The sequence below is a fragment of the Nocardia vinacea NBRC 16497 genome, assembly GCF_000308835.1.
Classification (GTDB): Bacteria; Actinomycetota; Actinomycetes; order Mycobacteriales; family Mycobacteriaceae; genus Nocardia; species Nocardia vinacea.
This window is the reverse complement of record NZ_BAGN01000415.1, coordinates 18380-44008: the sequence shown is the minus strand read 5'-3', so window position 1 is coordinate 44008 and position 25629 is coordinate 18380. Positions and strand designations below refer to the sequence as shown.

The following is a 25629-nucleotide window of genomic DNA, read 5'->3' as shown; positions in this document are numbered from 1 at the left end:
AACCTGACAATCACAACCCAGGAGGACCGATTGACCTCAGCACACAACTCCAGCGTCTCGCCCCGCCCTCTGGCACTGGTCACCGGCGCTTCCGCGGGCATCGGACTGGAGATCGCCCGTGAACTCGCCCAGCGCGGATGCGACCTCGTCGTCACCGGCCGCAGCGACCGCACCGACGGCGTTGCCGACGAACTGCGCCAACTGGGCGTTGAAGCACACCCCGTGCGGGCCGACCTCGCCAACTACGACGACGTCGAACGGCTATGGAAGCAGACCACCGCTCTCGGCCGACCGCTCGAGGTCGCGGTCCTGAACGCCGGCATCGGAATCGGCGGCGCCTTCGCCGACATCGACCTCGCCGACGACCTCAACCTCATCGACCTCAACATCAAATCCGTTGTGCACCTGGCGAAGCGAGTCGTGGTAGACATGATCCCGCGTCGCCGGGGCCGCATCCTGATGACCTCCTCGGTCTCCGCCACACTTCCCACTCCGTACGAGACCACCTACGGTCCCTCACGAGCGTTCGTCTACATGTTCGCCGAAGCGCTCCGCGCCGAAGTCCTCGAACACGGCGTCACGGTCACCGCCTTACTGCCCGGTGCCACCGACAGTGACTTCCACGCCAACGCCGGCATGGGCAATACCCGCTTCGGCGACAACAGCTGGAAAAACGACAAACGCCTCGTCGCCCGACAAGGCGTCGACGCGCTCTTCGCAGGCAAAGACGCCGTCGTCGGCGGCGACCGCGCCACCAAGTTCACCGTGTTCCGCAACCGCTTCCTGCCCGAGCGGATCAAAGCAGCCAAACACGCCCGCATGGCCCGCCCGAACTGACCAACTGCCCATCCCCTATCGGGCATTCGGCGATGCGCTCACCAAGGCGCGCTCACGAGTCTCTTGAACGCGGCCCTGCGGGATGTGATCATGCGTTCCCGCATAAAGGTCGCAGTACACCGAGTTTTCCTGGGCCCTGGTCCGCTCCTCGTGAGTTCTGCCGTCGGGTGGAGCTCGAATCCGACCCCCACTGTGCCGGGCCGACGCCCGGCGAAGCGAGGCTGGCATCGCGGCATGTTAATCAACATTCTAGAGACTAGATCTTTCTTTCCAAAGGGAAAGATATTCTCGCCCACATGAGCCCGCGAGGGGGCAGTGCGGATCGGCAACTCCAAGGTTGTCGATCAATCACTCGACCGCACAGTCGGTCGAGATGTATCGTACGGCCATGTTCCCAGAAGCTGACCGCGAATCAGCGCCCCACATCGCAGAGCTGCCGTCGTTCCTGTCCGTTTTTTCTTTGGAAGGCAGGGTCGCCGTCGTGACGGGCGCGAGTTCAGGCTTGGGAGCCGGGTTCGCCAAGGCATTGGTCGGTGCGGGGGCAGACGTCGTACTCGCAGCGCGCCGTATGGACCTTCTCGACGACGTGCGTGTCGCGATCGAGGCGCACGGCCGTCGTGTACTGGCGGTCCAGGTAGACGTGACCGATCCAGAGCAATGCGCACGAGTGGCGTTCGACACCACGGCCGCATTCGGGCGGCTCGACATCCTGGTCAACAATGCGGGCATCGGCACCGCCGTACCGGCCACGAGGGAGATACCGGACGACTTCAGGTCCGTGTACGAAGTCAACGTCTTCGGCACGTATTGGATGTCTCAGGCCGCGGCGCGCGTCATGCAACCTGGCTCATCGATCATCAACATCGCCAGTGTGCTTGGGCTGATCAAGTCCTACGCGCCCCAGGCGGCGTACGCATCGAGTAAGGCGGCGGTGCTCGGCCTGACCCGGGACCTCTCGCAGCAGTGGGCAGGTCGCAAGGGGATTCGCGTCAACGCCGTCGCGCCGGGATACTTCGAGTCCGAGCTCACCGCATCGGTTCCGCCTGGTCCCCTGAAAGCATTCATCGACCAGTCAACTCCCCTGAAGCGTATGGGGCTACAGCGCGAGCTCGACGCCGCCATCGTCTTCCTCGCGAGTGCCGCTTCGAACTACATCACTGGATCGACCCTGGCGGTCGACGGTGGAATGTCCGGGCACTGATGCAGTACGACACCGACCTCCTCGTCCCACCCCGAGTGGTGGGACAGGCGCTCTGCGAGGCCACCGGAGACGACCGATGGAAGCAGTTCACTACCCAGCTGATCACCGGCGGGAAGTCGAACCTGACATTCCGGCTCACCGGACCGGCTGGCTCGCTGGTGTTGAGACGTCCGCCGACCGGCTCGCTCCTCCCGAGCGCACACGACATGGGACGTGAAGCACGCATACAGGCGTCGTTGGCGACGACTGCCGTGCCGGTAGCGCCAATCATCGCGAGCGATCCCGACGGTTCGCTCTTCGGCACGCCGTTCTACGTGATGGGAGATATCCCCGGACACGTCATCACTGACGTGCGACCAGTGGAGTACAACGGGGTCGAGGCTCCAACCCGGATGACCGATGCCCTCATCGACACGCTCGTCGCCCTACACAATGTGGACCCCGAAGCGGTGGGCTTGTCCGGCTTCGGACGCCCATCCGGATTCATGGTGCGACAACTCGAGCGGTGGCACAGCCAGTGGGAGCGGTCTCGTACCGTCGACATTCAGGATGTAGACAGGCTTGCGAGCAGGCTCGCCGATCGAGTGCCGTCCACACAGCGAGAGACAGTCGTGCACGGCGACTACAGGGTCGACAACTGCATCTTCGCCCCCACCGATCCGGGCCGCATCGCGGCAGTGCTCGACTGGGAGCTGGCCACACTCGGCGACCCACTCGCCGATTTCGGAATGCTCCTGTTCTACTGGCGCCATGCCGACGAACCCGCGCCGGTCGTAACACCGGCGATCAGTCGCACCAGCGGATTTCCCAGGAGAGACCACCTCGTCGAACGATACGTTCGCGACACCGGGTCCCATCCCGACCAGCTGGCCTTCTACGAAGCCTTCGCGCACTACAAGTTCGCCGTGATCACCCAAGGCATCGCCGCTCGCGTGGCAGTAGGCGCCATGGCCGGGCAGGACTTCGGCGATCTCGAACCCGAGGTGGCCAGGATCGCCGCCAACGGCCTTAACCTCATGAACCAGAAGGATTGACACACAGTGGATTTCGAACCGTCGACCAAAGCGCAGGAAACCTGCGAGAACATGTGGGACTTCATGCGCTCCCACGTATTCCCCGCCGAGCAGGTGTGGGCCGAGCACTTGCGGATAAACGGCGAGCACACGTACCCGCCGATCATGGAAGAACTAAAGGCCGAGGCGCGAACCCGCGGCCTGTGGAACCTCTTCCTCCCCCAGTTGTCCGGGTTGAGCAATCTCGAGTACGCAATGGTCGCCGAGATCTCCGGCTGGTCCCCAGTCATCGCGCCCGAGGCGATCAACTGCCAGGCTCCGGACACCGGCAATATGGAGACCCTCGAGCGCTTCGCCACTCCCGAACAGCGCGAGCGCTGGCTCGAGCCGCTGCTCGCGGGCACGATGCGCTCCGCCATCGCGATGACCGAACCGGATGTCGCATCCTCCGATGCCACGAATATCACCACCCGCATCACGCGCGATGCCGACGAATACGTCATCAACGGCCGCAAGTGGTGGATATCGGGGGCCGCCGACGAACGCTGCCAGGTGTTCGTCGTGATGGGCAAAACGCATCCCGACGCCGAGCCGCACCGTCAACAGTCCATGATCTTGGTCCCTCGAAACACGCCGGGACTGACCATCGAGCGCCACCTGCCGATCTTCGGCTACCAGGATCAGCATGGCCACTCGGAACTCATCTTCGACGACGTACGCGTCCCGGCTGCCAACCTGCTAGCGAATGAAGGCGACGGATTTCTCATCTCTCAGGCCCGCCTGGGCCCTGGCCGAATCCACCACGCCATGCGGGTGATCGGGATGGCCGAGCGAGCCCTTTCTCTCATGGTGACTCGTGCTCACTCCCGCTTTGCCTTCGGAAAGCCGCTGTCGGAACACGCCAATGTCCAGGATCTCATCGCACAGTCACGTATCGAGATCGACCAAACCAGACTGCTGGTCCAGAAGACCGCGTGGCTGATCGACCGCTACGGCGCCAAAGATGCTCGCACTGAGATCGCCTCGATCAAGGTCGCCGCCCCGGCCACGGCCCTCGCGGTGATCGACCGCGCCATCGAGGTCCACGGCGCTATGGGAGTATCCGACGACACGCCTCTCGCCTACTTCTACGCGTGGGCTCGAGTGTTACGCATCGTCGACGGACCCGACGCGGTTCACCGGCGCACTGTGGCACGGCAGGAGCTCCAGCGGGTCCCGCCCTATGTGATGACGGCGCCTTCACGGACCACACGATGAGCACGGGGGCGGTGCCGTGGGCCGCGCTCTATCCCCCAGGTATCAGCCTGGAACCACCAGCCCTCGCCGACCAGCAGTCACTTGTAACCGCCTGGCGCAACCGGGTCTCGAATAGACCGATGAGGTCGGCGATCCGATACTTTGACGGGTCACTGAGCGCCGCCGAGGTCGACGCCTGGTCCGACGCATTGGCGGTCGAGTTCCAGCGTCGAGGGGTGTCTCTCGGTGACCGGATCGCGGTCCGGCTCCAGAATGTGCCGCAATTCGCGATCACCATGCTGGCGGCATGGAAGACGGGCGCGGCAGTGGTCCTGGTGAACCCCATGTATCGCCGCCGCGAGCTCCGGCACCTGGTGGACGACGCTGAGGTATGCGCGATCGTCACCGACGATTCGGACGCTGACGATGTGAGTGAGACTGCACGAGACAGCAGCGTGCGATGGATGCTCAGCACCTCCGGGAGAGAGTTCCAGTCACGTTCGGATCCCAGGGTCTTCGCGCCAGGCGCTCGCACAGCCCTACCGAACGGCGTTGACGACTGGACTGATGCCACGAGCCCCCATCTCGGGGAGCATCCGCGCCCCGTGCAGGTGAGCCCCGGGGACCTGGCTCTGCTGACCTACACATCGGGCACGACCGGCGCACCCAAGGGGGCCGAGAACAGCCACCGCAACGTTCTGACGGCCGCCGCGAACTTCGGCGCATGGGTCGACCTGGGTCCGGGCGATGTCGTACTGGGAATCGCGCCGCTCTTCCACATCACTGGCGCAGTTATCAATGCGACGATGGCGTTGATCCATGACACGACCTTGTCACTGGCCAACCGTTTCCACCCCTCGGTAATTCTGGAGACGCTCCACGAACACAAGGTGACCTTCACCATAGGTTCGATTACTGCCTTCAACGCGCTGGCAGCCGATCCCAGCGCCACCCGTGAGCACTTCGCTCACGTCAAACTCCTGTACTCCGGTGGCGCGCCCATCCCGCCGGCAACGGTCGAACGATTCGAAGCACGATTCGGTCACTACATCCACAACGTCTATGGCATGACCGAGACAGCTTCGGCGGTCATTGCGGTCCCCCGTGGTTCCACCGCGCCCTTGGATCGGTCCAGTAACACCCTGTCCGTCGGCGTCCCCCTCCCGGGCTTGATGGCGCGGATCGTCGCTGCCGACGGTTCGGAGATGGAACCGGGTGACCAAGGTGAACTCGAACTCACCGGGCTGAGCGTGGCAGCGGGGTATTGGCGCAACCAGGAGGCCACCGAACGGACAATGCCGGGCGGTCGGCTGCGCACCGGGGACGGAGCGATCATGGATTCCGATGGTTGGGTGTATCTGGTCGATCGGCTCAAAGACCAGATCAATGTCTCCGGATTCAAGGTCTGGCCGCGTGAAGTCGAAGACGCCCTATACGAGCACGCCGCCGTACATGAGTCGGCGGTAGTCGGGAAGCCCGACCCGTATCGTGGTGAGACTGTCGTCGCGTTCGTGTCCCTCGAAGCGGGGCATGTCGTCGATGAAGCAGAACTGGTCGGGTTTCTGCGCGAACGCCTGGCAGCCTACAAATGCCCTAGCCAGATCATTATCGTCGACGACCTCCCAAAGACCCAGACCGGAAAGATCCGGCGCAAGGAGTTGCGTGACGAATTGTTGCCCCGGACCGACGGCAGTGCTGGTGCCCCCCATGATGCGTGACCGCCGCACCGAATGCTCAGGGCGGATCGCCCCGTCGCGGGGGTGAGGGGCACTTCCCCCTTCGGCCGGCAACCTCGGCAGATCCCGCACTTGTAGCGGTCTGAAGGGTTCGGCACTGCTCAGCGGGGATTCGCTCCTGCCCCGCGATACCGGATCGGAGGTGAATATGACTGTGCGACTGACATTTACACGTCGGCTGCACAGCCGCAAGACCTCGGGTGACACCCGAACCGGTCGATGTGCCGACCTCGAAACGAGACGGGACACGTGCCCGAATCGGATGCGCGACAAGTCATTCGCGACTTCAACAAGAAGAGATTTGACGCTGGACCCAAGTCGGCAAGAGGCCGTCGAAGACAGATCAGGCGCCGATCGTCGGCGCGGCCCAGAGAGCCACGCGGGAGACCACTCGGCTCTGCACCGGGCCGGCGCCCCCGAACGCCCGTTACCTTGTTCGCGGTCCCTGACTCGGGACCGTATGACTTCTTGCCCCCTGTCGTTCGCATGATCCGGGGGGTGGTGTCGCCGGGTGCTGGTGGCGTCGACGGACCGCTGATGGGGACAGGGCCGAGGACAGGTCTCTTCGTAACGTGGGTGCCGGGCGTCGACGCCAGGTCGGCGGCCGTCCGGAGCGTTTCGATGCGATGAGGAATGCGAAGTGGCACAGGTGAATGCCGTGTTCTGCGGCATAGATGTGGGTAAGGGCGAACACCACGCGGTCGGTCTCGACACCGGCGGCAAGCGGTTGTTCGACAAGGCGCTGCCCAACGACGAGTCCCGGCTACGGGCGGTGTTCGACCAGCTCGCGGCCCGGGGGCCGTTGTTGATCGTGGTCGACCAGCCCAACAACATCGGCGCCCTACCGGTCACCGTTGCTCGCGCTTGTGGCCATGACGTGGCGTATCTGCCCGGATTGTCGATGCGTCGGATCGCTGACCTGTATCCCGGCCAAGCCAAGACCGATGCCCGTGACGCGCACATCATCGCCGATGCGGCCCGCACCATGCCGCACACGCTGCGCCGGGTCGACCTCGGCGACGAAACCCTCACCGAGCTCAGTGTTCTCGTCGGTTTCGACGACGACTTGGCCGGTGAGGCAACCCGCACCAGCAACCGGATCCGGGGGGCTGCTGACCAGCGTCCATCCCGCTCTCGAACGTGTTCTGGGTCCCCGCGTCGCCCACCCGGCGGTGCTGGAGATCCTGTCGCGTTGCGGCGGACCCGAAGGAATCCGCGCCGCGGGCAGACGCAAACTCACCACCATCGCCACCAAACACGCTCCCCGCATGGGTGGCCGCCTGGTCGAGGAGATTCTGGCCGCGTTGCCCGCGCAAACCGTCATCGTTCCCGGGACCAAAGCCGCCGAAACCGTGCTGCCGAAACTCGCCGACTCGTTGAAAGCGGTTCTGCTGCAACGCAAACAGATCGCAGAGGACATCGAGAGGATGTTCGATGATCACCCTCTTGCCAAGGTCGCGACCTCGATGCCCGGCGTCGGAGTCAGGACCGGAGCCCGCATCCTGCTCGAAGTCGGAGACGGCACGGCATTCGCCACGGCCGGCCACCTCGCCTCCTACGCGGGCATCGCCCCGATCACCCACCGCTCCGGCAGCTCGATCCGCGGCGAACACCCCGCCCGATCGGGCAACCACAAACTCAAACGCGCCCTGTTCCTGTCCGCGTTCGCCGCGCTACACGACCCGGCTAGCCGCGCCTATTACACGCGGAAACGCGCCGAAGGCAAGAAGCACAACGCCGCCCTCATCTGCCTGGCCCGCCGCCGCTGCGACGTCCTCTACGCCATGCTCCACAGCAAACAGCCCTACCAGGCCGCCGCTTGACGAAGGAGATAGGGACACCCCCCGAATTCCGTTGCCTGCCCGGGTCAAGGCCGACACAAGCACTGAAATAGCTTGTCGGCGGGTTGAGCTCGGTACGCCAACTCCACCAAATCGACCGGGTCCTGGGCGCAACCCCCATCGGTCAGCGCCCGCACCATGGAACTGTCCAGGGTCGAGAACACCATCACCGCACAGATGATCGCCGAGCGCCTCCGCACCAGACCCGATTCACTCCCGGTCCAGGCCATCGTGTGCGTATGGCACCCATCACCTATCTCAGCTTCCGCGAAATCACGTCTCGAGCAGCTGCCTCACGCAGGCCCCTCAGCGTCTGCTCGTGTTGTCGCCGTTGACCGCAACGCAGCTGGCGACGGCCCAGCCGATGTCGCGTTTTCGTCTGTGCGCCGCGGCTAGAGCGCTAGAGGCGATGGATTCGCCAACGTGAGGGCGATGTCGACAATCATGTCCTCTTGGCCGCCGACGAGCTTACGGCGGCCGCATTCCATGAGGATGTCGCGGACATCGACAGCGTACTGATCAGCCGCGTTTTCGGCGTGCCGCAAAAAGCTGGAGTAGACGCCGGCGTAGCCAAGGGTCAGCGTTTCACGGTCGACACGCACCGGGCGGTCCTGCAGCGGGCGAACGATGTCGTCGGCAGCGTCTTGAAGCTTGAACAGGTCGCAGCCGTGCTGCAAGCCGGTCAGGTCGGCGACGGCAATGAACGCTTCGAGCGGACAGTTACCCGCTCCCGCACCGTGACCTGCGAGCGACGCGTCGACGCGGCGTACTCCGTTCTCGACGGCGACCACCGAGTTCGCTACCGACAACGACAGGTTCTCATGGGCATGGATGCCGATCTCGGTGTTGGGGTCGAGGACGTCTCGGTATGCCCGCACCCGGGCTATGACGTCGTTCATGGTCAGTCGGCCGCCGGAGTCGGTGATGTATACGCAGTGCGCGCCATAGGATTCCATCAGCTTGGCTTGATGCGCCAGTTCCTCGGGCGAAGCCATGTGGGACAGCATGAGGAATCCGGAAACATCCATCCCGAGCTCACGGGCGGCGGCAATGTGCTGGGCGGCGACGTCGGCTTCGGTGCAGTGGGTTGCGACCCGAACTGATCTAACTCCCAGGCCGTAGGCCGTCTCGAGTTCGTGAATGGTGCCGACCCCTGGCAGCAGCAGTGTGGTAAGCCGTGCGTGCTCGATGACCGAGGCCGCGGCCTCGATCCAATCCCAGTCTGTATGGGAGCCAGGACCATAGATGACCGACCCGCCAGCCAGGCCGTCGCCGTGCGCGACCTCGATCGCATCCACTCCGGCGCTGTCGAGAGCAGCGATGATACGGGTCACGTCGTCAATCGAAATACGGTGTCGCACAGCGTGCATGCCGTCGCGCAGAGTGACATCCTGAACGAAAATGGGGGTACTCATCAGGGGTTCTTCTCAGCTGCCGCAATCCGCTCGGCGACCTGTAGCGCCGCCGAGGTCATGATGTCGAGGTTGCCCGCATAGGCGGGCAGGTAGTGCGCCGCGCCTTCGACTTCGAGGAATACCGCGACCTGATGCGTCGGCCGATGGGTGGTCCCGGGAGCAAGGAGGGTGTGCACAGGTTGGTCTGCCGGAAGTTCGGTGATCTGCACCTGCTGCTTGAGCCGATAGCCGGGGACGTAGGCGGCGACATCGGCCACCATCTTCTGCACCGACGCGCGGATCTGATCGTGCACTGCGGAATCGGTCGCCTCCACGAGAGCAAAGACCGTGTCGCGCATGATCATCGGAGGATCGGCCGGATTGAGGATGATGACCGCCTTGCCACGTTCCGCGCCGCCGACCTCGACAATTGCCGCGGACGTGGTTTCGGTGAATTCGTCGATGTTCGCTCGCGTGCCCGGGCCTGCGGATTTCGAGGCGATGGAGGCGATGATCTCCGCATACGCCACCGGTACGACGCGCGCGAGGGCCGCGACGATAGGGATCGTTGCCTGACCGCCGCAGGTAACCATGTTGAGGTTGGGTGCCTCGAGGTGATCTTGCAGATTGACTGCCGGCACGACATAAGGGCCCATGGCCGCCGGCGTGAGGTCGATGAGTCGCTTACCCAACGGCTCGAGCCGAGCGGCGTTCAGCTCGTGCGCCTTGGCCGAGGTGGCGTCGAAGACAATGGCGATCTCACCGAACTCTGGGAGCGCAACGAGCCCTTCGACGCCTTCGTGAGTGGTCGCGAAGCCGAAACGCCGGGCTCGAGCGAGACCGTCGGACTCGGGGTCGATTCCCACCATGGCACCCATCTCGAGGTGGCGCGCGGTGCGCATCACCTTGATCATCAGGTCCGTTCCGATATTCCCCGACCCGATGATCGCTACCTTGGTCCGCGAGCTCATGCCTCAACCCCGTCGTCGAAGCGGACCACGACCGAGCCCAGGCGAGACAACGTCGCCACCACCTCAGCACCCGGGCCGATGGGCCGCATCGGTCCGAGCGCGCCGGACAGCACGACCTGCCCGGCACGAAGCGGGTTACCGAGATCGCGGGCGGTGCGTGCCAGCCACTGAAGTGCCAGCACAGGGTCGCCCAAGCAGGCAGCGCCGCTGCCAGTGGAATCCTGCTGGCCGGTCACGGTCATAGTCATCTCGACTTCGCGGGGATTCAACTCGCTCAGCCGTAATCGAGTTGCACCGAGCACGAAGCCGCCCGCCGAAGCATTGTCGGCGACCGTGTCGGCAAAGCTGATGTCCCAGTTGGCAATCCGGCTGTCACAAATCTCGATGGCGGGTAGCACGTAGTCCACCGCTTCTCGGACCTGCTCCAGGGTCAGGGGGCCTTCGGCGAGATCCCCGGCGAGGACGAAGGCGATCTCGGCCTCTACTCGTGGTTGCATGAAGCACCGGACCGGGACAGGGGCTCCCTCGCGAAACGCCATGTCGGCGAAAAGGATACCGAGGTCCGGCTGTTCGACACCCAGTTGCCGCTGCACCGCCTCGGAGGTCAATCCGATTTTGCGTCCCACGATTGTGGCCCCAGCCGCGAGCCGCGCCTCGGTGAGACGCTGTTGGACAGCGTAGGCGGAGTCGAGATCGTCTCTGCCGATGAGGTCGCGTACCGGTGGGCACGGAATACCGCTCCACGCTGCGGTCTGAAGTCTCGCAGCCGCCTGGTCCGTTGCGTCAATTGTCGCCTGGTCGGCAGGTCGAGGTGTCGTGCTGCTTTTCTCGATCACAAGCTCACTATCCGTGGGCCGAGTGCAAGCATCCAATGCCAGCGTTCCATTCAGCGGTACGCTGCCGGAGTGAGCAGCATGCCCCCAGAATTGGACTCTGTGCTAGGGAAAGCAATGGCTATCCTTTGGTCGTTGGCCGCCGATGACCGTGCGCTCTCGTTGGCGGAACTGGCCCGCCGCTCTGGTCTACCGAAGGCGACAGCGCACCGATTGGCTGGCGACCTGGTCGGGCATCGAATGCTGGAACGGGTCGACGACGGCTACCGTCTGGGCAGCGCATTGCTCGAACTCGGGCTCCGAGCACTGGTAGGGCGGAGTCTGCTGGAGATAGCGACCCCGTTCCTGCAGGACCTGTACGAGCGCACACACGAGACGGTTCATCTGGGCGTGCTCGACGGTACGGAGGTCGTCTATCTAGCGAAGATCGGCGGCCATCGGCAGACCTCCACTCCCTCGCGCACCGGAGGGCGAATGCCGCTGCATTGCACCGCTATCGGCAAAGTTCTGCTCGCGCACGCCGACAGCGAGTTGCAGCACCGAGTCCTGACCGGACCATTGCAGCGCCGCACGCCGCGCACGATGGTCGCGCCTGGTCTCCTGCGCGGTCAACTCGATACCGTGTTGACGGGGGGTGTTGCGTTCGAGCGCGAGGAATCAACGCTCGGCCTGCTGTGTGTTGCGGCACCTATCTTCGACCGTGACGCCTCGGCGATCGCCGCGATCAGTGTTGCTGGCCCCGTCGGCCGTTTCCGGCCGGAATTGCATGCCGAAGCCGTCATAGCCGCCGCAGCAGCCCTCAGTGCGCCGGTCTCTCGTAATCTCCCGGGGCTGCCGTCCATCGAGCTCGCGTGAACGTCCGCAAACCGACACTGTGTCTGCGGCTACCGCCGGAAACGACTCGACACTGACATCGCCCTCGAGCCCCGCGAATTCGACGACTGCCGCCACCGCACATTGATCGGAATCGCTTCAGTGCGCATGCCCAACTAACGGAGATCGAGTCCGCGCAGGTCGCCACGCGCTCGCCACGACCGCAGCTCCTCATACAGCGCGAGCGGACCGCCGCCGTAATTCCGGTCGCCAAGGGGACGGGATTCCGGATCCCCCTCGATATTCTTCCGGCCAGGAGTGCAGGAGCGCAGGAACTCGGTGTCATCGGGAGCCTTCTCGATGATCAACTCAACCCATTCCTTCTCCGCCCAGTCGGCCAGTTCGAAGATCTCGGCATGCCGGCGAACCTCTGAGATGATGTAGGACATGTGGCGAGCATTCTCCAGCATCGTGTGCACGAGGTTCGGCGTCTCGGTCGACTGAGCGCTCAGTCCCGGCTGCACGAGGAGGTTCGGGAACTCCGACGTCATCATCCCGTGCAGGCTCGAAATTCCGTTGGCCCACTTCTCGGACAATCGATTGCCAGCCCTCCCGATCACGTCGAATCCGATCCGATGGGTGTAGGAGGTGCCGGTCTCGAACCCGGTGGCGAACACTATGCAGTCGAGCTGGATCAGGCGGCCCTCGATCACGATCCCATCGCTGCGGATCTCCCCGACGCCCCGGCCGTTGGTGTCGATCAGTGTGACGTTCGGCCGATTGAATGCCTGGAGATATTCGTCGGAGAACCCCGGGCGCTTGCACAGGTATGCGTAGTAGGGCTTAAGGGAACTTGCCGTATCGGGATCATCAATGATGTCGTCGATCCGCGCACGGATCGCCTCCATGCGCCGGAAATCCGCGGCCTCCTTGCGAGCCGGCGCTTCCTCTGGACCGATGTGTCCGTCGTCCAACGGAACGGGGTCGTGTTCGGCACTGTCCACCTCGGCGGCCCCGAGTGCCCGGAAGAGATCAGTCCAGCCGTCGTTGACCAGGTCAACCGCGGGCCGGGGGCCGAAGATGGACGCGGTGAAGTTCTGACGCCGCTCTTCCTGCCAGCCAGCCGGCAGTGAAGCCAGCCACCGCTGGTCGATCGGTTTGTTGTTTCGTGGCGCCACCGTGGAGGGGGTGCGCTGGAACACGTACAGCTGCTTGGCACTGCGTGCGAGGGGCGGGATGCACTGGATGGCGGTGGCGCCCGTGCCGAGAACGCCGACCACCTTGTCCGTCAGCTTGGACAGCTCCGTGTCCGACGTTCCGCCGGTGTATTCGTAGTCCCACCGGCTCGTGTGGAACGCGGCACCGGTAAAGCTGTCGAGTCCCGGTACTGCCGGGAGTTTGAGCTTTTGAAGCGGCCCGTTGGCCAGCACGAGGAAACGTGAACGCAACTGGTCACCGCGGTCCGTCGTCACCTCCCAGCGCCGCTCCATATGATCCCAGCTGGCACCGGTCACGCTGGTCTGCAGGAGAGCCTTGTCGTACAGACCGAACTGTTTGGCGATTGCCTGTGCGTGGCCGAGGATCTCGGACGCCTTCGCGTACTTCTCCGTCGGCTTTGTACCGATCTCCTCGAGGTACGGCAGGTATACCAAGGCATCGATGTCGCAACGTGCGCCCGGATATCGGTTCCAGTACCACACTCCCCCAACGTCCCCTGCGGCGTCGATCAAGCGCACGTCCTCGACCCCCCGGCGCTTGAGTTCGGCCGCGATCATCAAGCCACCGAGACCTGCACCGACTATGACGACCTCGGAGTCGGAGGCAAGTGGCGATCGCTGCTTCGGCCGCGAGTAGGGGTCGTCGAGGTAGCGAGCAAGCGATCCGGTCAGCTGCAGGGGCACGGCTCGCTCGGCCGTGAGCCGTTTTTCACGCTCCGCCTTGTATTTGGCCTTCAGTGCTGCGATCTCGCTGCTGTCGCCCGATGACGATTCGTTGAACACTCACGTCCCTTTCTGTCAGAGCCTCCGCCGCTCCGAGTTCCAACACGCTCGCTTCGCATTGCGGGCACCTCTTTGGGCGGTGCATTTGTAATTTCTGCACTGCGGGCTTCGGGGCGGAGCTCAAATATCGTCCGACTAGTCGGTCGGCTCATTTCATTATGTTGGCCGCGCTTTCCGTTGGTCAAGGCGAACGCACATTGGAACGGCCGGCAAAACGGGCTCCGGACCTCACCTCACCGGCCGCCGGTTAGCTCCCGCTTGAGAATCTTCCCCGTCGCCGTCATCGGCAGAGCACTCACGATTTCGACCGCTCGCGGGTACTTATAGCTCGCCATCCGAGCTTTCGCCCAGGCCGCGACCTCGTCTGGGGTGGTACGCGCGCCCGCGACGAGGATCACGAATGCCTTGATTTCTTCGCCGAGCCGCTCGTGCGGGACGCCCACAACCGCGGCCAGTGAGATCTCGGGGTGCCTCATCAGCACCTCTTCGACCTCGCGCGGGTAAACGTTCTCACCGCCACGGATGATCAGGTCCTTGGCCCGGTCGACGATGTAGTACCAGCCGTCGGCATCCCTGCGCGCCAGGTCCCCGGTCCGGAACCAGCCATCGCGCATAACTTCTTCCGTCGCCTCCGGCCGCTTGTAATACCCCTTCATAACGTTGTGGCCCCTGATCGCGATCTCACCCACCACATCGGGCCCGTCGGGCAGGACGTTCCAGTGGTCGTCGATCAAGGTCATCTCGACACCTGGGACGGGTCTCCCGATCGAGCCAGGCCGGATGGGCTCCGTCGAGACAGAAAAGCTTGCCGCAGGCGAGGTCTCGGACAGCCCGTATCCCTCGACGATTGTGATTCCGAATCGCTCGTGGAATTCCGCGTGAACTTGAACCGGCAGGGCCGCGCCACCCGAGATCGCAACACGGATGCGGGCGGCGATCCCCGCCACGTCCACCCTCTCGTCGAGCACCCGGATCAAACTCCAGTACATCGTCGGCACCCCGGCGAAGAGACTCACTTTCTCCGCCAGCATCAGATCGACCACAGACCGCGCGTCGAACCGCGACATCATCACCACAGTGCCGCCGAAAGCAAACGCGCCGTTCTGCATGAACGTCTGCCCGAACGCGTGAAACAGCGGCAGCACGCAGAGATATCGGTCTGGGCGCATGGCATCCGCGGCGAACAGATCGGACCCCAGTAGCGCGTTGTCCCGCATGTTCCGGTGCCGCAACTCCGCGCCCTTGGGCTTGCCGGTCGTGCCCGAGGTATAGAGAATCACCGCGGTATCGTCGGCGTCGGTGGCGACGGTCTCGAATACGGTCCGCTGCCCCTTCAGAGCTTCCTTCAGCGTGTTCGCGCCGTCGATCGAGGCAGTTCCGTGTTCATCGGCGATCAGCAGGAAGTGCCGACAGCCTTCCACCTCGCCGAAGCCGACAAATCCTTCAGAGGCACTGTCCTCGAAACAGAGGTACATCTTCGCGTTCGAGTCACTCAGGTGGTAGGCGATCTCGGAGCGCTGGAGCAAGGTATTGAGCGGCACAACGGTCGCGCCGACCTTGAGGATGCCGTAATACACAATGGGGAACTCAGCAATGTTCGGACAGGTGACCGCGACCTTGTCGCCGACGCTCACCCCTAGGGCAGCCAGCACGTTGGCCACCTGGTTCGCTGCGGCGTTTACCTCGGCATAGGTGAGGCGCCTACCTCCGGATACCACTGCCTCACGGGCGGGAAACGCACGCGCAGTGTCCTCGAGAAGGCTGGACAAGTTGTAGTTCGGCATCGCCGAGCACTCTCCATATCGAAAAGCACATCACCGGCGATGTGCGACAGACTCCACCTGTCAAATCCATCGACCGCCTAGTCGGTCGATGGATGGTCACAATAGAGGACCGAGCGCGAGCGCGAAAGACAAGATCGAAACGACCGGACCAGACGCCTCGGAGAGACAGGTCTACGGTGTAATGGTGAGTGCGCCTTCAGGGCAGGCGTTTGCACCGTTCGCGGCCTGCTCTTCGAGACCGACCGGTACCTCCGTCACCGTCGGCAGAGCGCAGTAACCGGTGTTGTCGTCGAGCACATAGATACCCGGGCCATTGACGAAGCATTGGGCATGGCCGCTGCACTTGGCCTGGTCGAAATTGATCTTCATAGCGGGTACTCCTATTCATCGCACTTGCCTTGATCAGGCCTCTCCAACTCGGCGCCGACAGCTCCGCCTGCACGTCGGCCTCCGCCTCACGAGAGGACAAGCGGGAGGCTCTTGATGTTCTGCTGAAAAGACCCGAAGGTGAACTCGGGATGGAAACCATCGGGCAGGCGGAACGAGTCGATGCGCTCGAGCCAAATCTCGAGTGCCACCCTGAGTTCCATCCGCGCCACGTGCGAACCGATGCACCGGTGCGGACCGACCCCGAACCCGCTGTGCCGGTTCCACTCTCGCTCCAAGTCGAAATCGCCGAGTGCGGCGCGGTCGCCTGCGGTGCGGGCAATGAAAATCCGGTCCCCCGCCTCGATCGGACACCCGCGCAACTCACCCTTGGCCTTCGCCGTGCGCCCCGAGGGACCCACCGTGACGTAATAGCGGATGATCTCCTCGATCGCCTGGGGGATCAGCACGGGGTTCGCTCGCAGCCGTGCCTGATGGTCAGGATGCGTGGCGAGGTGCCACATCGCATAGCCCAGGACATTGCTCGTCGTGTCCTGCCCACCAACAAAGAGGAAGCTCCCCAAGCTGATGAGCTTGTCACGCTCGATCGGCTTACCGTCGACCTGCAGGTTGACCAGCGCGGTCGCGAGATCGTCCGCGGGCTCCTTCCGGCGCGCATCCAACAGATCGACAATAATGCCGTCGATCTCCTCCTCGACAGCCTTACGATCAGCGGCGCTTTTCATCGCGGTTGCAGCTTGAGCGAGTTCGAACATCCGCTCGTACTCCGCCGCCCCGAGACCGAGCCAGGACAGGAAGAAGTGTGACGGCAGCTTCACCGCGAAGTCCTTGACGAAGTCGCACTCACCGTTGGCCACAACGTCGTCGATCAAGCCGTTCACCAGCCGAACGGCCAGCGGCTCGAGCGTCGCGACAACTCGCGGGCTCAGCAGGGGGATCACAGCCCGCTTGTACGAGGTGTGAACCGGCGGGTCCATGTTCTCCGGCACAATTTGCATGTCGATCTGCTCGGAGGTGTAGGTGATCGTCGTCGGGGAGTTGCTCCACGTATCAGGGTCTTGCATGACGGCCTTAATGGTCTCGAAGTCGGCCGCCACGAAGTAGCCGCGCGCGCCGGTGCTGTAGAACAGCGGGCCAACAGAATTGACCTCGTCCCATGCCGCGAAGGGATCCTGACCGAACCGCTCGTCATTCTCCAGGTCGAGGTGATACATGGGGAGACCCGAAGCCTCCGCTCGCTCCTGCATTGACGACACGAGTGACCTCCAAGTTCTAGGTGACGCAACGCGCCCGAGGATCGGATTGGTGAACCGACAGCGCGTTCGCTATTCGGCGGCAATCCGGTCTGCGGCCTATCGACCGAATGGTCGGGCGTGAGCTGGAGCATATGATCGGGATCACACGTTGTCAATCAAAGGGCCTGCCGTGTGCGAGCACTCAGACGCAAGAGCGGACAGCGGCACGGCCACAACCCGCACGTTTACGCCCCACCCGCCAAGTGGCGGGCGACATCCGCCGCTCGTCCGGTTCCCCAAGCCGTCAACCGCACCGCATGATTGCGAGGGCATCAGCCCGCCGCGGCGGCTACGCAGTCCATCAACGTGAAGGAGCCGACGCAATTACGCCCCCCGTTGACATCGCGTGACGATCACAAATACCCTCGCGACCGACCAGACGGTCGATTCTGTTTGTGTTATCCGAGAGTCCGTCTCGATCACCGCGGCCAGCCAGTGGACACGACCAAAGGAAGGTGCCATGCGTGCTTCAGAAGCCGAGGTAGTCACCGAAGGCCTCCAGTTCCCCGAGGGGCCCATCTACGTCTCCAACGGCAGCGTGATCCTCGTCGAGATCCGCGCCGGAAGGCTGACCCGCGTGCGCCTGTCGGATGGGCAGAAGTCCATCGTCGCCGAGTGTGGCGGCGGCCCCAACGGGGCGGCGGTGACCGCGGACGGCCGGATCATCGTGTGCAACAACGGAGGATTCAGCTGGGAGGCCGGCTCCGACAACAGGATCGCGACGCTCCGTCCCGAGGATTACCAGGGTGGAAGCATCCAATTGGTAGACCCGGAGAACGGGGTGGTCGAGACGATATTCACGCAGTCCGGCGACCATAAGCTGCCCGGCCCCAGCGATGTAGTCGTGGACAGCGTGGGCGGAACGTGGATCACCGACGCCGGGAAACGCTGGCACCGGTCACTCGAGATCGGCGCGGTCCACTACATCACCCCTGACGGCAAGACGATCCGCGAAGAGCTGTTTCCCCTGATCCAACCGAACGGGATCGGTTTCTCTCCGGAAGGGGATCGCCTCTACGTCGCCGAGACCGCCCCCGGACGGTTGTGGTGGTGGCCGGTCATCGGTCACGGCGAACTCGATAAGTCCGGACCCGGCCCGGCGGGCGGACGGCTGCTGATCGGACTCGATGGCTTCCAGCCGCTGGACTCACTGGCAATTGACGCCGAGGGCAACGTCTGTATCGGGACCCTCAGGTCAGGCGTAATCAGTGTGATCAGCCCCGAGGGAGCGCTGGTCGATCAAGTCTCCCTCCCTGTGCACGACGACTTCGTGACCAGCATCTGCTTCGGCGGGAGCGACATGCGGACGGCCTTCATTACATCGTCCGGCGTGGGTCGACTCTATGCACTGAAGTGGCCGTGCCCAGGTACCGCTCTTGCCTTCAACCTCTAGCAGCCACACCGTTCAAGATCAGCCCGTAGAAGTAGTCGGCGGCCTCACGGGTCGAGTACGGTCCATCAGGCGAGCCGTACCACTGGTAGGCCGAGTTGCAGAGAGAGAACAGGGCGATTGTCGAAAGGTTGGGGCTCCCGGTGAAGTCCCCGTTCAGCTGGCCCGCTTCGAAGATTTTACGCACAGAGTAGAAGTACTCGTTGCGTGCCTTCTGAGCTTCTTCCCGCGCGTCATCGGGGAGTTCCCGGCGGTGCTCGAAGTACACCCGCACGTGGCCCGGATGAGTCCTCATCAGATCAAGGATGTCGAACATCACGCCATGCAGCTGCTCCGCTGGGCTGGAATCTTCCGCCTCACGAGCAAGCTGACGGTCGTGAAGCAAGGAAATGATCTCCTCATGGATCGCTACAAGGATCGCGTCCTTGCTGCGGTAGTAGTGGTATAATGTCGGTTTCGCCAGCCCCACCGCCCTGGCGATATCGTCCATTGACGTCGAGTGGTAGCCCATCTCATCAAACAGTGCGGCAGCCTTGCTGACGATCTCGGCACGCCGCTCCAATGCGCTGGCGCTCGGGTTGGTCTCGCTCTTGAGCGGGGCCTTAAATTTGGCCTTCACAGTCGCCTCCACGGGAATTTCAAGCTGGTAACTAATCATTCTGCATGACGGAAAGCGCATTCGAACGGTCGGTCGGTCGACAGCATAGACGATGACCGAGCCGCCGACCCCGGCCTCGCACAACACCCCACGGTTCTTTCGAATAGGGGCGCGCACATCCGGCGCGATATCGAACATGTTGCACAGCACCATGATCAAGGCCGCTGGTCGTGAAATGCACAAGCTCGGTGCAGCCAGTGAGTGCTCGGCAGGACCGACGGTCGACCATCAGGCGTGGCCGGATACCTCGTCACCCTCGGTCGGCCGCGATCTGATCCAGTCCTATTCGCCGCAGGCGGCGTACACATCGAGCAAGGCAGCAGTAATCGGCCCGACCCGAGACCTCTCACAGCAGTGGGCGGGTCGTAATCGCATCCATGTGAACGCGGTCCCCCTTCCAGTCCGAGCTTGCCGCATCTATTCCATCCGGTCCACTGCATTCCTTCATCGAACACATCTCGCCGCTGGGAAGGATGGGCTCCAGCGCGAACTTGACACTGCCATCGTCTTTCTCGCGAGTGAGACCTCGACCTATATCACCGGCTCGACCCCGGCGGTTGACGGTGGGAGGTCCGGGCACTGACGGCAAGCCGGATACGGGATGACAATGACTTTCTCGTCCCTCCGCGTGCAGCGGGCTCGGCGGGTGGCCGGCCCCCTGGCTAGCAGATTCGGTGTTGTCCCGAGGACCACTGTGATACGTGAAATCGCCGTTGCCTCTTCAGAGTGCACTTTCCCGAATCCTCATTCCGCGGGTGTGAGCGGCGGCAGTTCCCATCCAGTGTTCTTTGTCATCCACTGCACGAGATCGATGGTGTTTGTGAGCACCGCGTGACCGTCGAGTTCATCGACATCCCTCGCGTGCTCCTGCAGATCCTCTAGGGACAATTCCCGGTTCCAGTATCCTTTGGTGGATCCGACGAAGTTGCGGGCGACGCGCCCAGCCGCAACTTCGAAGATTTCTCCAGTACGTGTGTTTTCGTCTCGGACAAGCCAAGCGACGGCCGGAGCAACGAGTCGCGCAGGCATCGTGGTCTTGACTCGATGGACAGTCTCTCGGTCCGCCTGAGCGCCGAGCATCCCGGTGAATGCCCCAGGAGCGAGTACGTTGACCGTGATCCCATGCTCGGAACCCTCGGCGGCGAGAGTCTGCGATAGGCCCAAGACAGCCCCTTTGGACGCCGCGTAGTGCCCGATCTGCGACTGTGGGATCCACGCACTGGATGAACTCACCATGACGATTCGGCCGAATCGTTGCCGCATCAGGTGCGGCCATGCCTCTTTGACCACGTTGAACGCGCCATAGGCATTGACCTTCATAACCCGGTCGAACTCGGCATGATCCATCTCAGCGAACGAGATGCTATTGATGATTGCCGCGTTGCTGACCACAATATGCAGGCCTCCGAAACTGGTGATCGCGGTTTCGATAACCTCCGCGGCCCCGCTGGGGTCCGAGACATCTGCTCGGCACGCGGCCGCCGATCCCCCCTCTGAGCGAATCTCATCTGCGACCTTTGTTGCATTGAACTCGTCAACACCGTTGACCACAATCGATGCGCCCAGGCGACTGAGCAAGAGTGCATGCTCGCGTCCCATTCCCTGCCCCGCGCCGGTCACGATCGCCACCCTGCCGCTCAAGATTTCCGAGTTCATTTTCTTCCCTTCTATCGCGGCACCACAAACCCTGCTCTGAGTCCCCGGGCAGAAATCGGCCGGCTCTGACGCCCTTCTGGAGGATCATCGCCCTCGCTTCGACCGATTAGTCGGTCGAGTGTGAATGTAACCATCGTCACATTCGGCGTCAAGCATTCCGCCCTCCACCACAACCCAACCCTTCGGCTGCCGAAGTCTGGGTGACCGACTAGTCGGTCACACTCTTGACCCGCAGCGTGAGAGCGAGTTACGCTGCTGCCCGTCCATGAGACGCACGCACCAGACGCAGCTTCTCGAAGAGAAGGTCTCATGGGGATCCCCGCTCGGCGTCTAAGAGCCGCAACAAGTCTCGGGTTCGCTAGGCCGCGAGTCGATGCCGCGCCTGGGAATTCGGAGGCCGCGCAGTCGGATGGCGGCAAGAATCTAGGAAACCGGGAGGCCGCAATGGGACGGTTGGAAGGCAAAGTAGCAATGATCACCGGGGCCGCTCGAGGACAAGGACGCTCCCACGCGGTCCGACTAGCAGAAGAGGGCGCCGACATCATAGCGCTCGACATCTGCGCACAGGTCGACTCGGTGCCATACGAGATGTCTACGATGGGCGATCTCGACGAGACCGTTCGTGAAGTCCAGAAGCTGGATCGTCGAATTGTCGCGCGGCAGGCCGACGTCCGCGATTCCGCACAATTGCAGAGCGTGGTCGACGAAGGACTGTCCGAGTTCGGGCACATCGATGTCGTCAGCGCCAACGCCGGTATCAGCAGTTATGCTCCCGTATTAGAGATATCCGATCAGATGTGGGACGACATGATCGCGATAAATCTGACCGGCGTCTTCCGCACGATTCGTGCAGTGCTGCCCTCGATGATCTCCGCGGGCAATGGGGGTTCGATCATCGTCACGAGTTCAGTAGCGGCTGCGAAGGGATATGCGAACGTCATCCACTATGTTGCCGCCAAGAATGGCGTAAACGGCATGGTGAGCACTCTCGTCAACGAGGTCTCGGAGTACGGCATCCGCGTCAACGCAGTCCTACCCGGCAACACGGGCACACCCATGGTTCTGAACGAATCCCTCGACCGCCTCTACAACCCCGACAACCCGACGCCTGAGGCGGGTGCAGCGATCGCGCGGGCGATGAATGCGCTTCCGGTGGGCTGGATGGACCCCGTCGATATTTCCAACGCCGTTCTCTGGCTCGCCTCCGACGAGGCGCGGTATGTAACCGGAGTCTGCCTGCCGGTCGACGCCGGACTGCTCCGCAAGGCCTGATCGGCGGCTCGTCGCATCATCGCATGAACACCAACTCTGTTGAGCACGCGGCATGCCGAAGCGCCGATTCATTCCCGCGAGTTCCCTCATGGCCCCGAGAGATTGGCGTCGTGGCGACACACAAAGAGGAACCATGAATTCAAACAACCCTGAAATCGGTAGCACGATTCAGGCAGGTGAATTTGTAACCAACTATCACGACTCAGGTTCCGGTCAGCCGGTTCTGCTACTACATGGATCAGGTCCCGGTGTAAGCGCCTTCGCAAATTGGCGCTTATCTATCCGCGACCTCTCACCCTACTTTCGGATACTCGCTCCCGATCTGGCCGGCTTCGGATACACACAAGTACCGGACGGGACGGAGTACTCACGACGACTCTGGCTCCAACACATTGTCGACTTTCTCGATGCGCTTGATGTGGGCAAGACACACGTGATAGGCAACTCATTCGGTGGCTCCATGGCCTTGGCGCTGGCGATCGCCCATCCCGACCGGATCGACAAGTTGATACTGATGGGCTCTTGCGGAGTTCCCTTCGAACTGACGCCCGGACTCGACGCAGTGTGGGGCTACGAACCCTCTCCCGAGAACATGAAGGCGATCATGCGCTTATTCGCGTACGACCAGTCGCTTGTCAGCGACGACCTAGCGCAGCTACGCTACGCGGCTAGCGCCCGGGATGGTGTTCAGGGAGCCTATTCCAGCATGTTTCCGGCGCCACGTCAGCGATGGGTGGAAGCCCTGGCTTACGACGACGCCCAGATCCGCAAAATCAGCCACCCTACGCTGCTCGTACACGGCCGAGACGACAAAGTGATTCCACTTTCGACTTCCGAACGGATGCTCGAGCTCATCGATAATAGCCAGCTACATGTTTTCGGTAGGTGCGGACACTGGACTCAGATCGAGCACGCTGATGCGTTTGCCCGCCTGGTTCACACATTCCTCACTCCGAACAACACATAGTGTGATCATGAATCGGAGATCTCAGCCGTGACAGCATCTGCCGTTCACCCCCTGATCTCAGAAGCTCGGACACTCCTCCCGAACACCCGCTTGATTGCAGACTCGGACGCAATGCTCGGCTACGTGACAGACCACGCGTCATTCGTAAAAGCGCAGCAACCCATCGGGGTGGCATTCCCGAACAGTAGGTCTGAGGTCGAAACACTATGCCGGTTGGCGACGAAGCACCGGATTCCCATCGTTCCACGTGGCGCAGGAACCGGACTCAGCGGTGGCGCGACAGCCGTCGCAGATTGCCTTGTCCTGTCGCTAGAAAAGATGAACCGAATTCTCGAGATCGACTCAGCGAACGCGACAGCCGTAGTTCAGCCAGGCGTGGTCAACGGCGACCTGTCCCGTGCTGTGGCCGAACACAACCTCTATTACCCGCCCGATCCCGGAAGTCAGGAAATCTCCACCATCGGCGGCAACATCGCCACGAACGCAGGCGGCCTGTGCTGCGTGAAGTACGGAGTCACTCGCGACTACGTGCTGGGCCTCGAGGTAGTCCTTGCCGACGGCCGCAGCACCCGGTTGGGCCGCCGATCGCGAAAAGGTGTTGCCGGTCTCGACCTCACGGGGCTGTTCGTAGGTTCGGAAGGCATCCTTGGAATCGTCACTGAAGTGACCGTGCGATTGGTGCGACAACCCGGACCTGCGCGATCGACCGTTGTCGCAGAATTTCCGTCGCTGGCCGCGGCCAGCGACGCCGTACGCTCGATAATGCAGGGCTGTATTCCGTCAATGCTCGAGATCATGGACGCGCAGACCTTGGATGCGTTGAGGCGGTGGAAATCGCTCGAGTTCTCCCCGGGTTCGGAGGCTGTTCTCATCTGTCAGACAGATTCCCCCCAGGCCGAATCATGCTCTCGGGATGCGCAACTCATGGAAAAGGCTGCGCTCGACTCGGGCGCGACAACGGCATTCTCCACCAACGACCCTCACGAGGGTGCGGAGATCACCGCTATCCGGCGGATGGCTGGAACTGCCATCGAACAGCTGGGCACCACCCTGGTCGAAGATGTCGCGGTACCGATCACGCAGTTGAGTTCATTTCTCAGTGGTGTACGCACCATCGCTGGTGAACTCGCAGCCACAATCGCCGTCTTCGGCCATGCTGGGGACGGAAACATGCACCCCTGCATAGTGTTCGACGCCTCCGACCGGGAATCAGTCGCAATCGCCGAACGCGCGTTCAGCGAGATCGCGCGGCTCGGCCTCCGCCTCGGAGGGACGATCACCGGAGAGCACGGCGTGGGAGCACTCAAGGTCGACCTTCTGGAAGCCGAGCTCAGCGAGGTCGCTCTGGACATGCAGCGCGCCGTCAAACACGCACTTGATCCTGTCAACCTGATGAATCCCGGCAAGGTCGTCAGTCGGCCGCGCAGGCCCAGATGAATCGGCCGCCCTCGAACTACGTGGCGGAGATAGAGGGCGTACTCGCGCAATGGATTCCACGGACACAAGCCCAACCGTCGGTCATCGAGAGAAATGCGGCCAGATCATCCGACCAGTCGGTTGATTCGATCATCGCAGCTCTGTACTGTGAGACACAGCACAAAACGTAGTGCGCATGCCCACCCGCAATCGCGGCGGTTCGACAGCCCCGGCCTCAGAGCTGGACCACCCCTTCTCGAGGAGTTTCAACCGTGAGCACCCCCATCTCCCCCGCATCATCCGCCAGCGCCAGAGAGCTCGCCGGAGGTCGAGAGATCATCCAGATCGGCATGATGGTCGGTGACATCGACAAGGCCATGGCGCAATGGACCTCCATTGGCGTCGGACCGTTCTACGTATGCCGCAATGTCGCCCTCGAGGGGGTGTGGTTCCGCGGCCAAGCGACTCATGTCGACCTCACCTTTGCTCTTGCGCACATGGGTGGCATCCAACTCGAATTGATGTGCCAACACAGCGCCGAGCCGACCGCCTGGACCCTCGGGCAGGAAGGCGAGATCCCCGGAGGACAGTCGATATTCCATCACGTCGCCTTCATGACCGACGAGTACGACCAAACAATGGCCGACCTCGCGGAGCGAGGTATCAAGTCTTCCATGGATATTCAGTCTCGCGATGTACGTACTGCCTATCTGGAGACACGCGATCAGTTGGGCTTTTTGTTGGAGATTCAGGAGAGCCGCGAGTCGCTGAATGCACTCAACACAATGGTCGAGGAGGCCAGTAAGAACTGGGACGGCAGCGACCCAATTCGCACGCTGAATTGGTGAGCAAACTGGCCAAAGATGTGAGCTTCTGCTCAGGGCCGAACTGCCATCTCCTGAGTCCGCGATAACCGCCTGCGCCCGTCG

The 25629-nt window shown here is 62.8% G+C and carries 20 protein-coding genes and 2 pseudogenes; 13 read left to right on the top strand and 9 right to left on the bottom strand.

Annotated features, from left to right (window positions below; genetic code table 11):
• Positions 1-30 precede the first annotated feature (30 nt).
• The 6 genes and pseudogenes from ON44_RS40935 to ON44_RS40910 all read left to right on the top strand — a co-directional run bounded on the left by ON44_RS40935 (position 31) and on the right by ON44_RS40910 (position 7846).
• Positions 31-837, top strand: a complete 807-nt coding sequence (locus ON44_RS40935) for an SDR family NAD(P)-dependent oxidoreductase (protein WP_218007763.1) — start codon at positions 31-33, stop codon at positions 835-837.
• Between the two features lie 388 nt (positions 838-1225).
• Positions 1226-2038, top strand: coding sequence for an SDR family NAD(P)-dependent oxidoreductase (locus ON44_RS40930; protein WP_218007762.1), 813 nt, complete (start codon positions 1226-1228; stop codon positions 2036-2038).
• Entirely contained in the window at positions 2038-3072 is a 1035-nt protein-coding gene (locus tag ON44_RS40925; RefSeq protein WP_040700228.1) for a phosphotransferase family protein, read from the top strand. Before ON44_RS40930 ends, ON44_RS40925 begins: the two co-directional genes overlap by 1 nt.
• Positions 3073-3078: 6 nt before the next feature.
• Positions 3079-4308, top strand: coding sequence for an acyl-CoA dehydrogenase family protein (locus ON44_RS40920; protein WP_040700226.1), 1230 nt, complete (start codon positions 3079-3081; stop codon positions 4306-4308).
• Positions 4305-6005, top strand: a complete 1701-nt coding sequence (locus ON44_RS40915) for a class I adenylate-forming enzyme family protein (RefSeq protein WP_051183152.1) — start codon at positions 4305-4307, stop codon at positions 6003-6005. The genes ON44_RS40920 and ON44_RS40915 overlap by 4 nt, the downstream gene beginning before the upstream one ends.
• A 658-nt stretch (positions 6006-6663) precedes the next feature.
• Positions 6664-7846, top strand: a pseudogene (locus ON44_RS40910) (IS110 family RNA-guided transposase).
• Between the two features lie 410 nt (positions 7847-8256).
• On the opposite strand, the gene dmpG reads toward ON44_RS40910, so the two are convergent.
• Genes dmpG through ON44_RS40895 form a run of 3 tightly spaced genes read right to left on the bottom strand, consistent with a single transcriptional unit; the run spans position 8257 to position 11065 of the window.
• The gene (dmpG, locus tag ON44_RS40905) at positions 8257-9279 is read right to left on the bottom strand and encodes a 4-hydroxy-2-oxovalerate aldolase (RefSeq protein WP_040700225.1); all 1023 of its coding nucleotides are present in this window, start codon (positions 9277-9279) and stop codon (positions 8257-8259) included.
• Positions 9279-10229, bottom strand: a complete 951-nt coding sequence (locus ON44_RS40900) for an acetaldehyde dehydrogenase (acetylating) (protein WP_040700224.1) — start codon at positions 10227-10229, stop codon at positions 9279-9281. The genes dmpG and ON44_RS40900 overlap by 1 nt, the downstream gene beginning before the upstream one ends.
• Entirely contained in the window at positions 10226-11065 is an 840-nt protein-coding gene (locus ON44_RS40895) for a 2-keto-4-pentenoate hydratase (RefSeq protein ID WP_373283292.1), read from the bottom strand. Before ON44_RS40895 ends, ON44_RS40900 begins: the two co-directional genes overlap by 4 nt.
• Before the next feature lie 114 nt (positions 11066-11179).
• Between ON44_RS40895 and ON44_RS40890 the strand changes: the two genes are divergently transcribed.
• A complete protein-coding gene (locus ON44_RS40890) occupies positions 11180-11917 on the top strand; it encodes an IclR family transcriptional regulator (protein WP_245567529.1) in 738 nt (245 codons plus the stop codon).
• A 134-nt stretch (positions 11918-12051) separates the two neighbouring features.
• On the opposite strand, the gene ON44_RS40885 is transcribed toward ON44_RS40890, so the two are convergent.
• From ON44_RS40885 to ON44_RS40870, 4 genes are all read right to left on the bottom strand, one after another.
• Positions 12052-13875, bottom strand: coding sequence for a flavin-containing monooxygenase (locus ON44_RS40885; RefSeq protein ID WP_040700223.1), 1824 nt, complete (start codon positions 13873-13875; stop codon positions 12052-12054).
• A gap of 233 nt (positions 13876-14108) precedes the next feature.
• Positions 14109-15659 (bottom strand): long-chain-fatty-acid--CoA ligase, encoded by a 1551-nt coding sequence (locus ON44_RS40880; protein ID WP_040700222.1) that lies wholly within the window; start codon positions 15657-15659, stop codon positions 14109-14111.
• Positions 15660-15830: 171 nt separating this feature from the next.
• A complete protein-coding gene (locus ON44_RS40875) occupies positions 15831-16028 on the bottom strand; it encodes a ferredoxin (protein WP_040700220.1) in 198 nt (65 codons plus the stop codon).
• A gap of 86 nt (positions 16029-16114) precedes the next feature.
• On the bottom strand, positions 16115-17260 hold the full coding sequence (locus ON44_RS40870; RefSeq protein WP_040700219.1) for a cytochrome P450: 1146 nt from the start codon (positions 17258-17260) through the stop codon (positions 16115-16117).
• Between the two features lie 427 nt (positions 17261-17687).
• Between ON44_RS40870 and ON44_RS40865 the strand changes: the two genes are divergently transcribed.
• Entirely contained in the window at positions 17688-18734 is a 1047-nt protein-coding gene (locus ON44_RS40865) for an SMP-30/gluconolactonase/LRE family protein (protein ID WP_218007761.1), read from the top strand.
• On the opposite strand, the gene ON44_RS40860 is transcribed toward ON44_RS40865, so the two are convergent.
• Positions 18724-19527 carry a TetR/AcrR family transcriptional regulator gene (locus ON44_RS40860; RefSeq protein ID WP_218007760.1) on the bottom strand — a complete coding sequence of 268 codons (804 nt, stop codon included), beginning with the start codon at positions 19525-19527 and terminating at the stop codon, positions 18724-18726. The genes ON44_RS40865 and ON44_RS40860 overlap by 11 nt on opposite strands.
• 133 nt (positions 19528-19660) lie before the next feature.
• Between ON44_RS40860 and ON44_RS54320 the strand changes: the two are divergent.
• Positions 19661-19972 (top strand): annotated as a pseudogene (locus ON44_RS54320) (SDR family oxidoreductase); the annotation flags it as partial.
• 161 nt (positions 19973-20133) lie between these two features.
• Here the strand turns inward: ON44_RS54320 and ON44_RS40850 are convergent.
• Positions 20134-21045, bottom strand: a complete 912-nt coding sequence (locus ON44_RS40850) for an SDR family NAD(P)-dependent oxidoreductase (RefSeq protein ID WP_051183147.1) — start codon at positions 21043-21045, stop codon at positions 20134-20136.
• Between the two features lie 444 nt (positions 21046-21489).
• Between ON44_RS40850 and ON44_RS40845 the strand changes: the two genes are divergently transcribed.
• From ON44_RS40845 to ON44_RS40830, 4 genes are all read left to right on the top strand, one after another.
• Positions 21490-22317 carry a mycofactocin-coupled SDR family oxidoreductase gene (locus tag ON44_RS40845; protein ID WP_040700217.1) on the top strand — a complete coding sequence of 276 codons (828 nt, stop codon included), beginning with the start codon at positions 21490-21492 and terminating at the stop codon, positions 22315-22317.
• A 133-nt stretch (positions 22318-22450) separates the two neighbouring features.
• The gene (locus ON44_RS40840; protein ID WP_040700216.1) at positions 22451-23284 is read left to right on the top strand and encodes an alpha/beta fold hydrolase; all 834 of its coding nucleotides are present in this window, start codon (positions 22451-22453) and stop codon (positions 23282-23284) included.
• Between the two features lie 111 nt (positions 23285-23395).
• Positions 23396-24721 carry an FAD-binding oxidoreductase gene (locus tag ON44_RS40835; RefSeq protein ID WP_083898480.1) on the top strand — a complete coding sequence of 442 codons (1326 nt, stop codon included), beginning with the start codon at positions 23396-23398 and terminating at the stop codon, positions 24719-24721.
• Positions 24722-24972: 251 nt separating this feature from the next.
• Positions 24973-25548 carry a VOC family protein gene (locus ON44_RS40830; RefSeq protein WP_157187572.1) on the top strand — a complete coding sequence of 192 codons (576 nt, stop codon included), beginning with the start codon at positions 24973-24975 and terminating at the stop codon, positions 25546-25548.
• Positions 25549-25629: the final 81 nt, after the last annotated feature.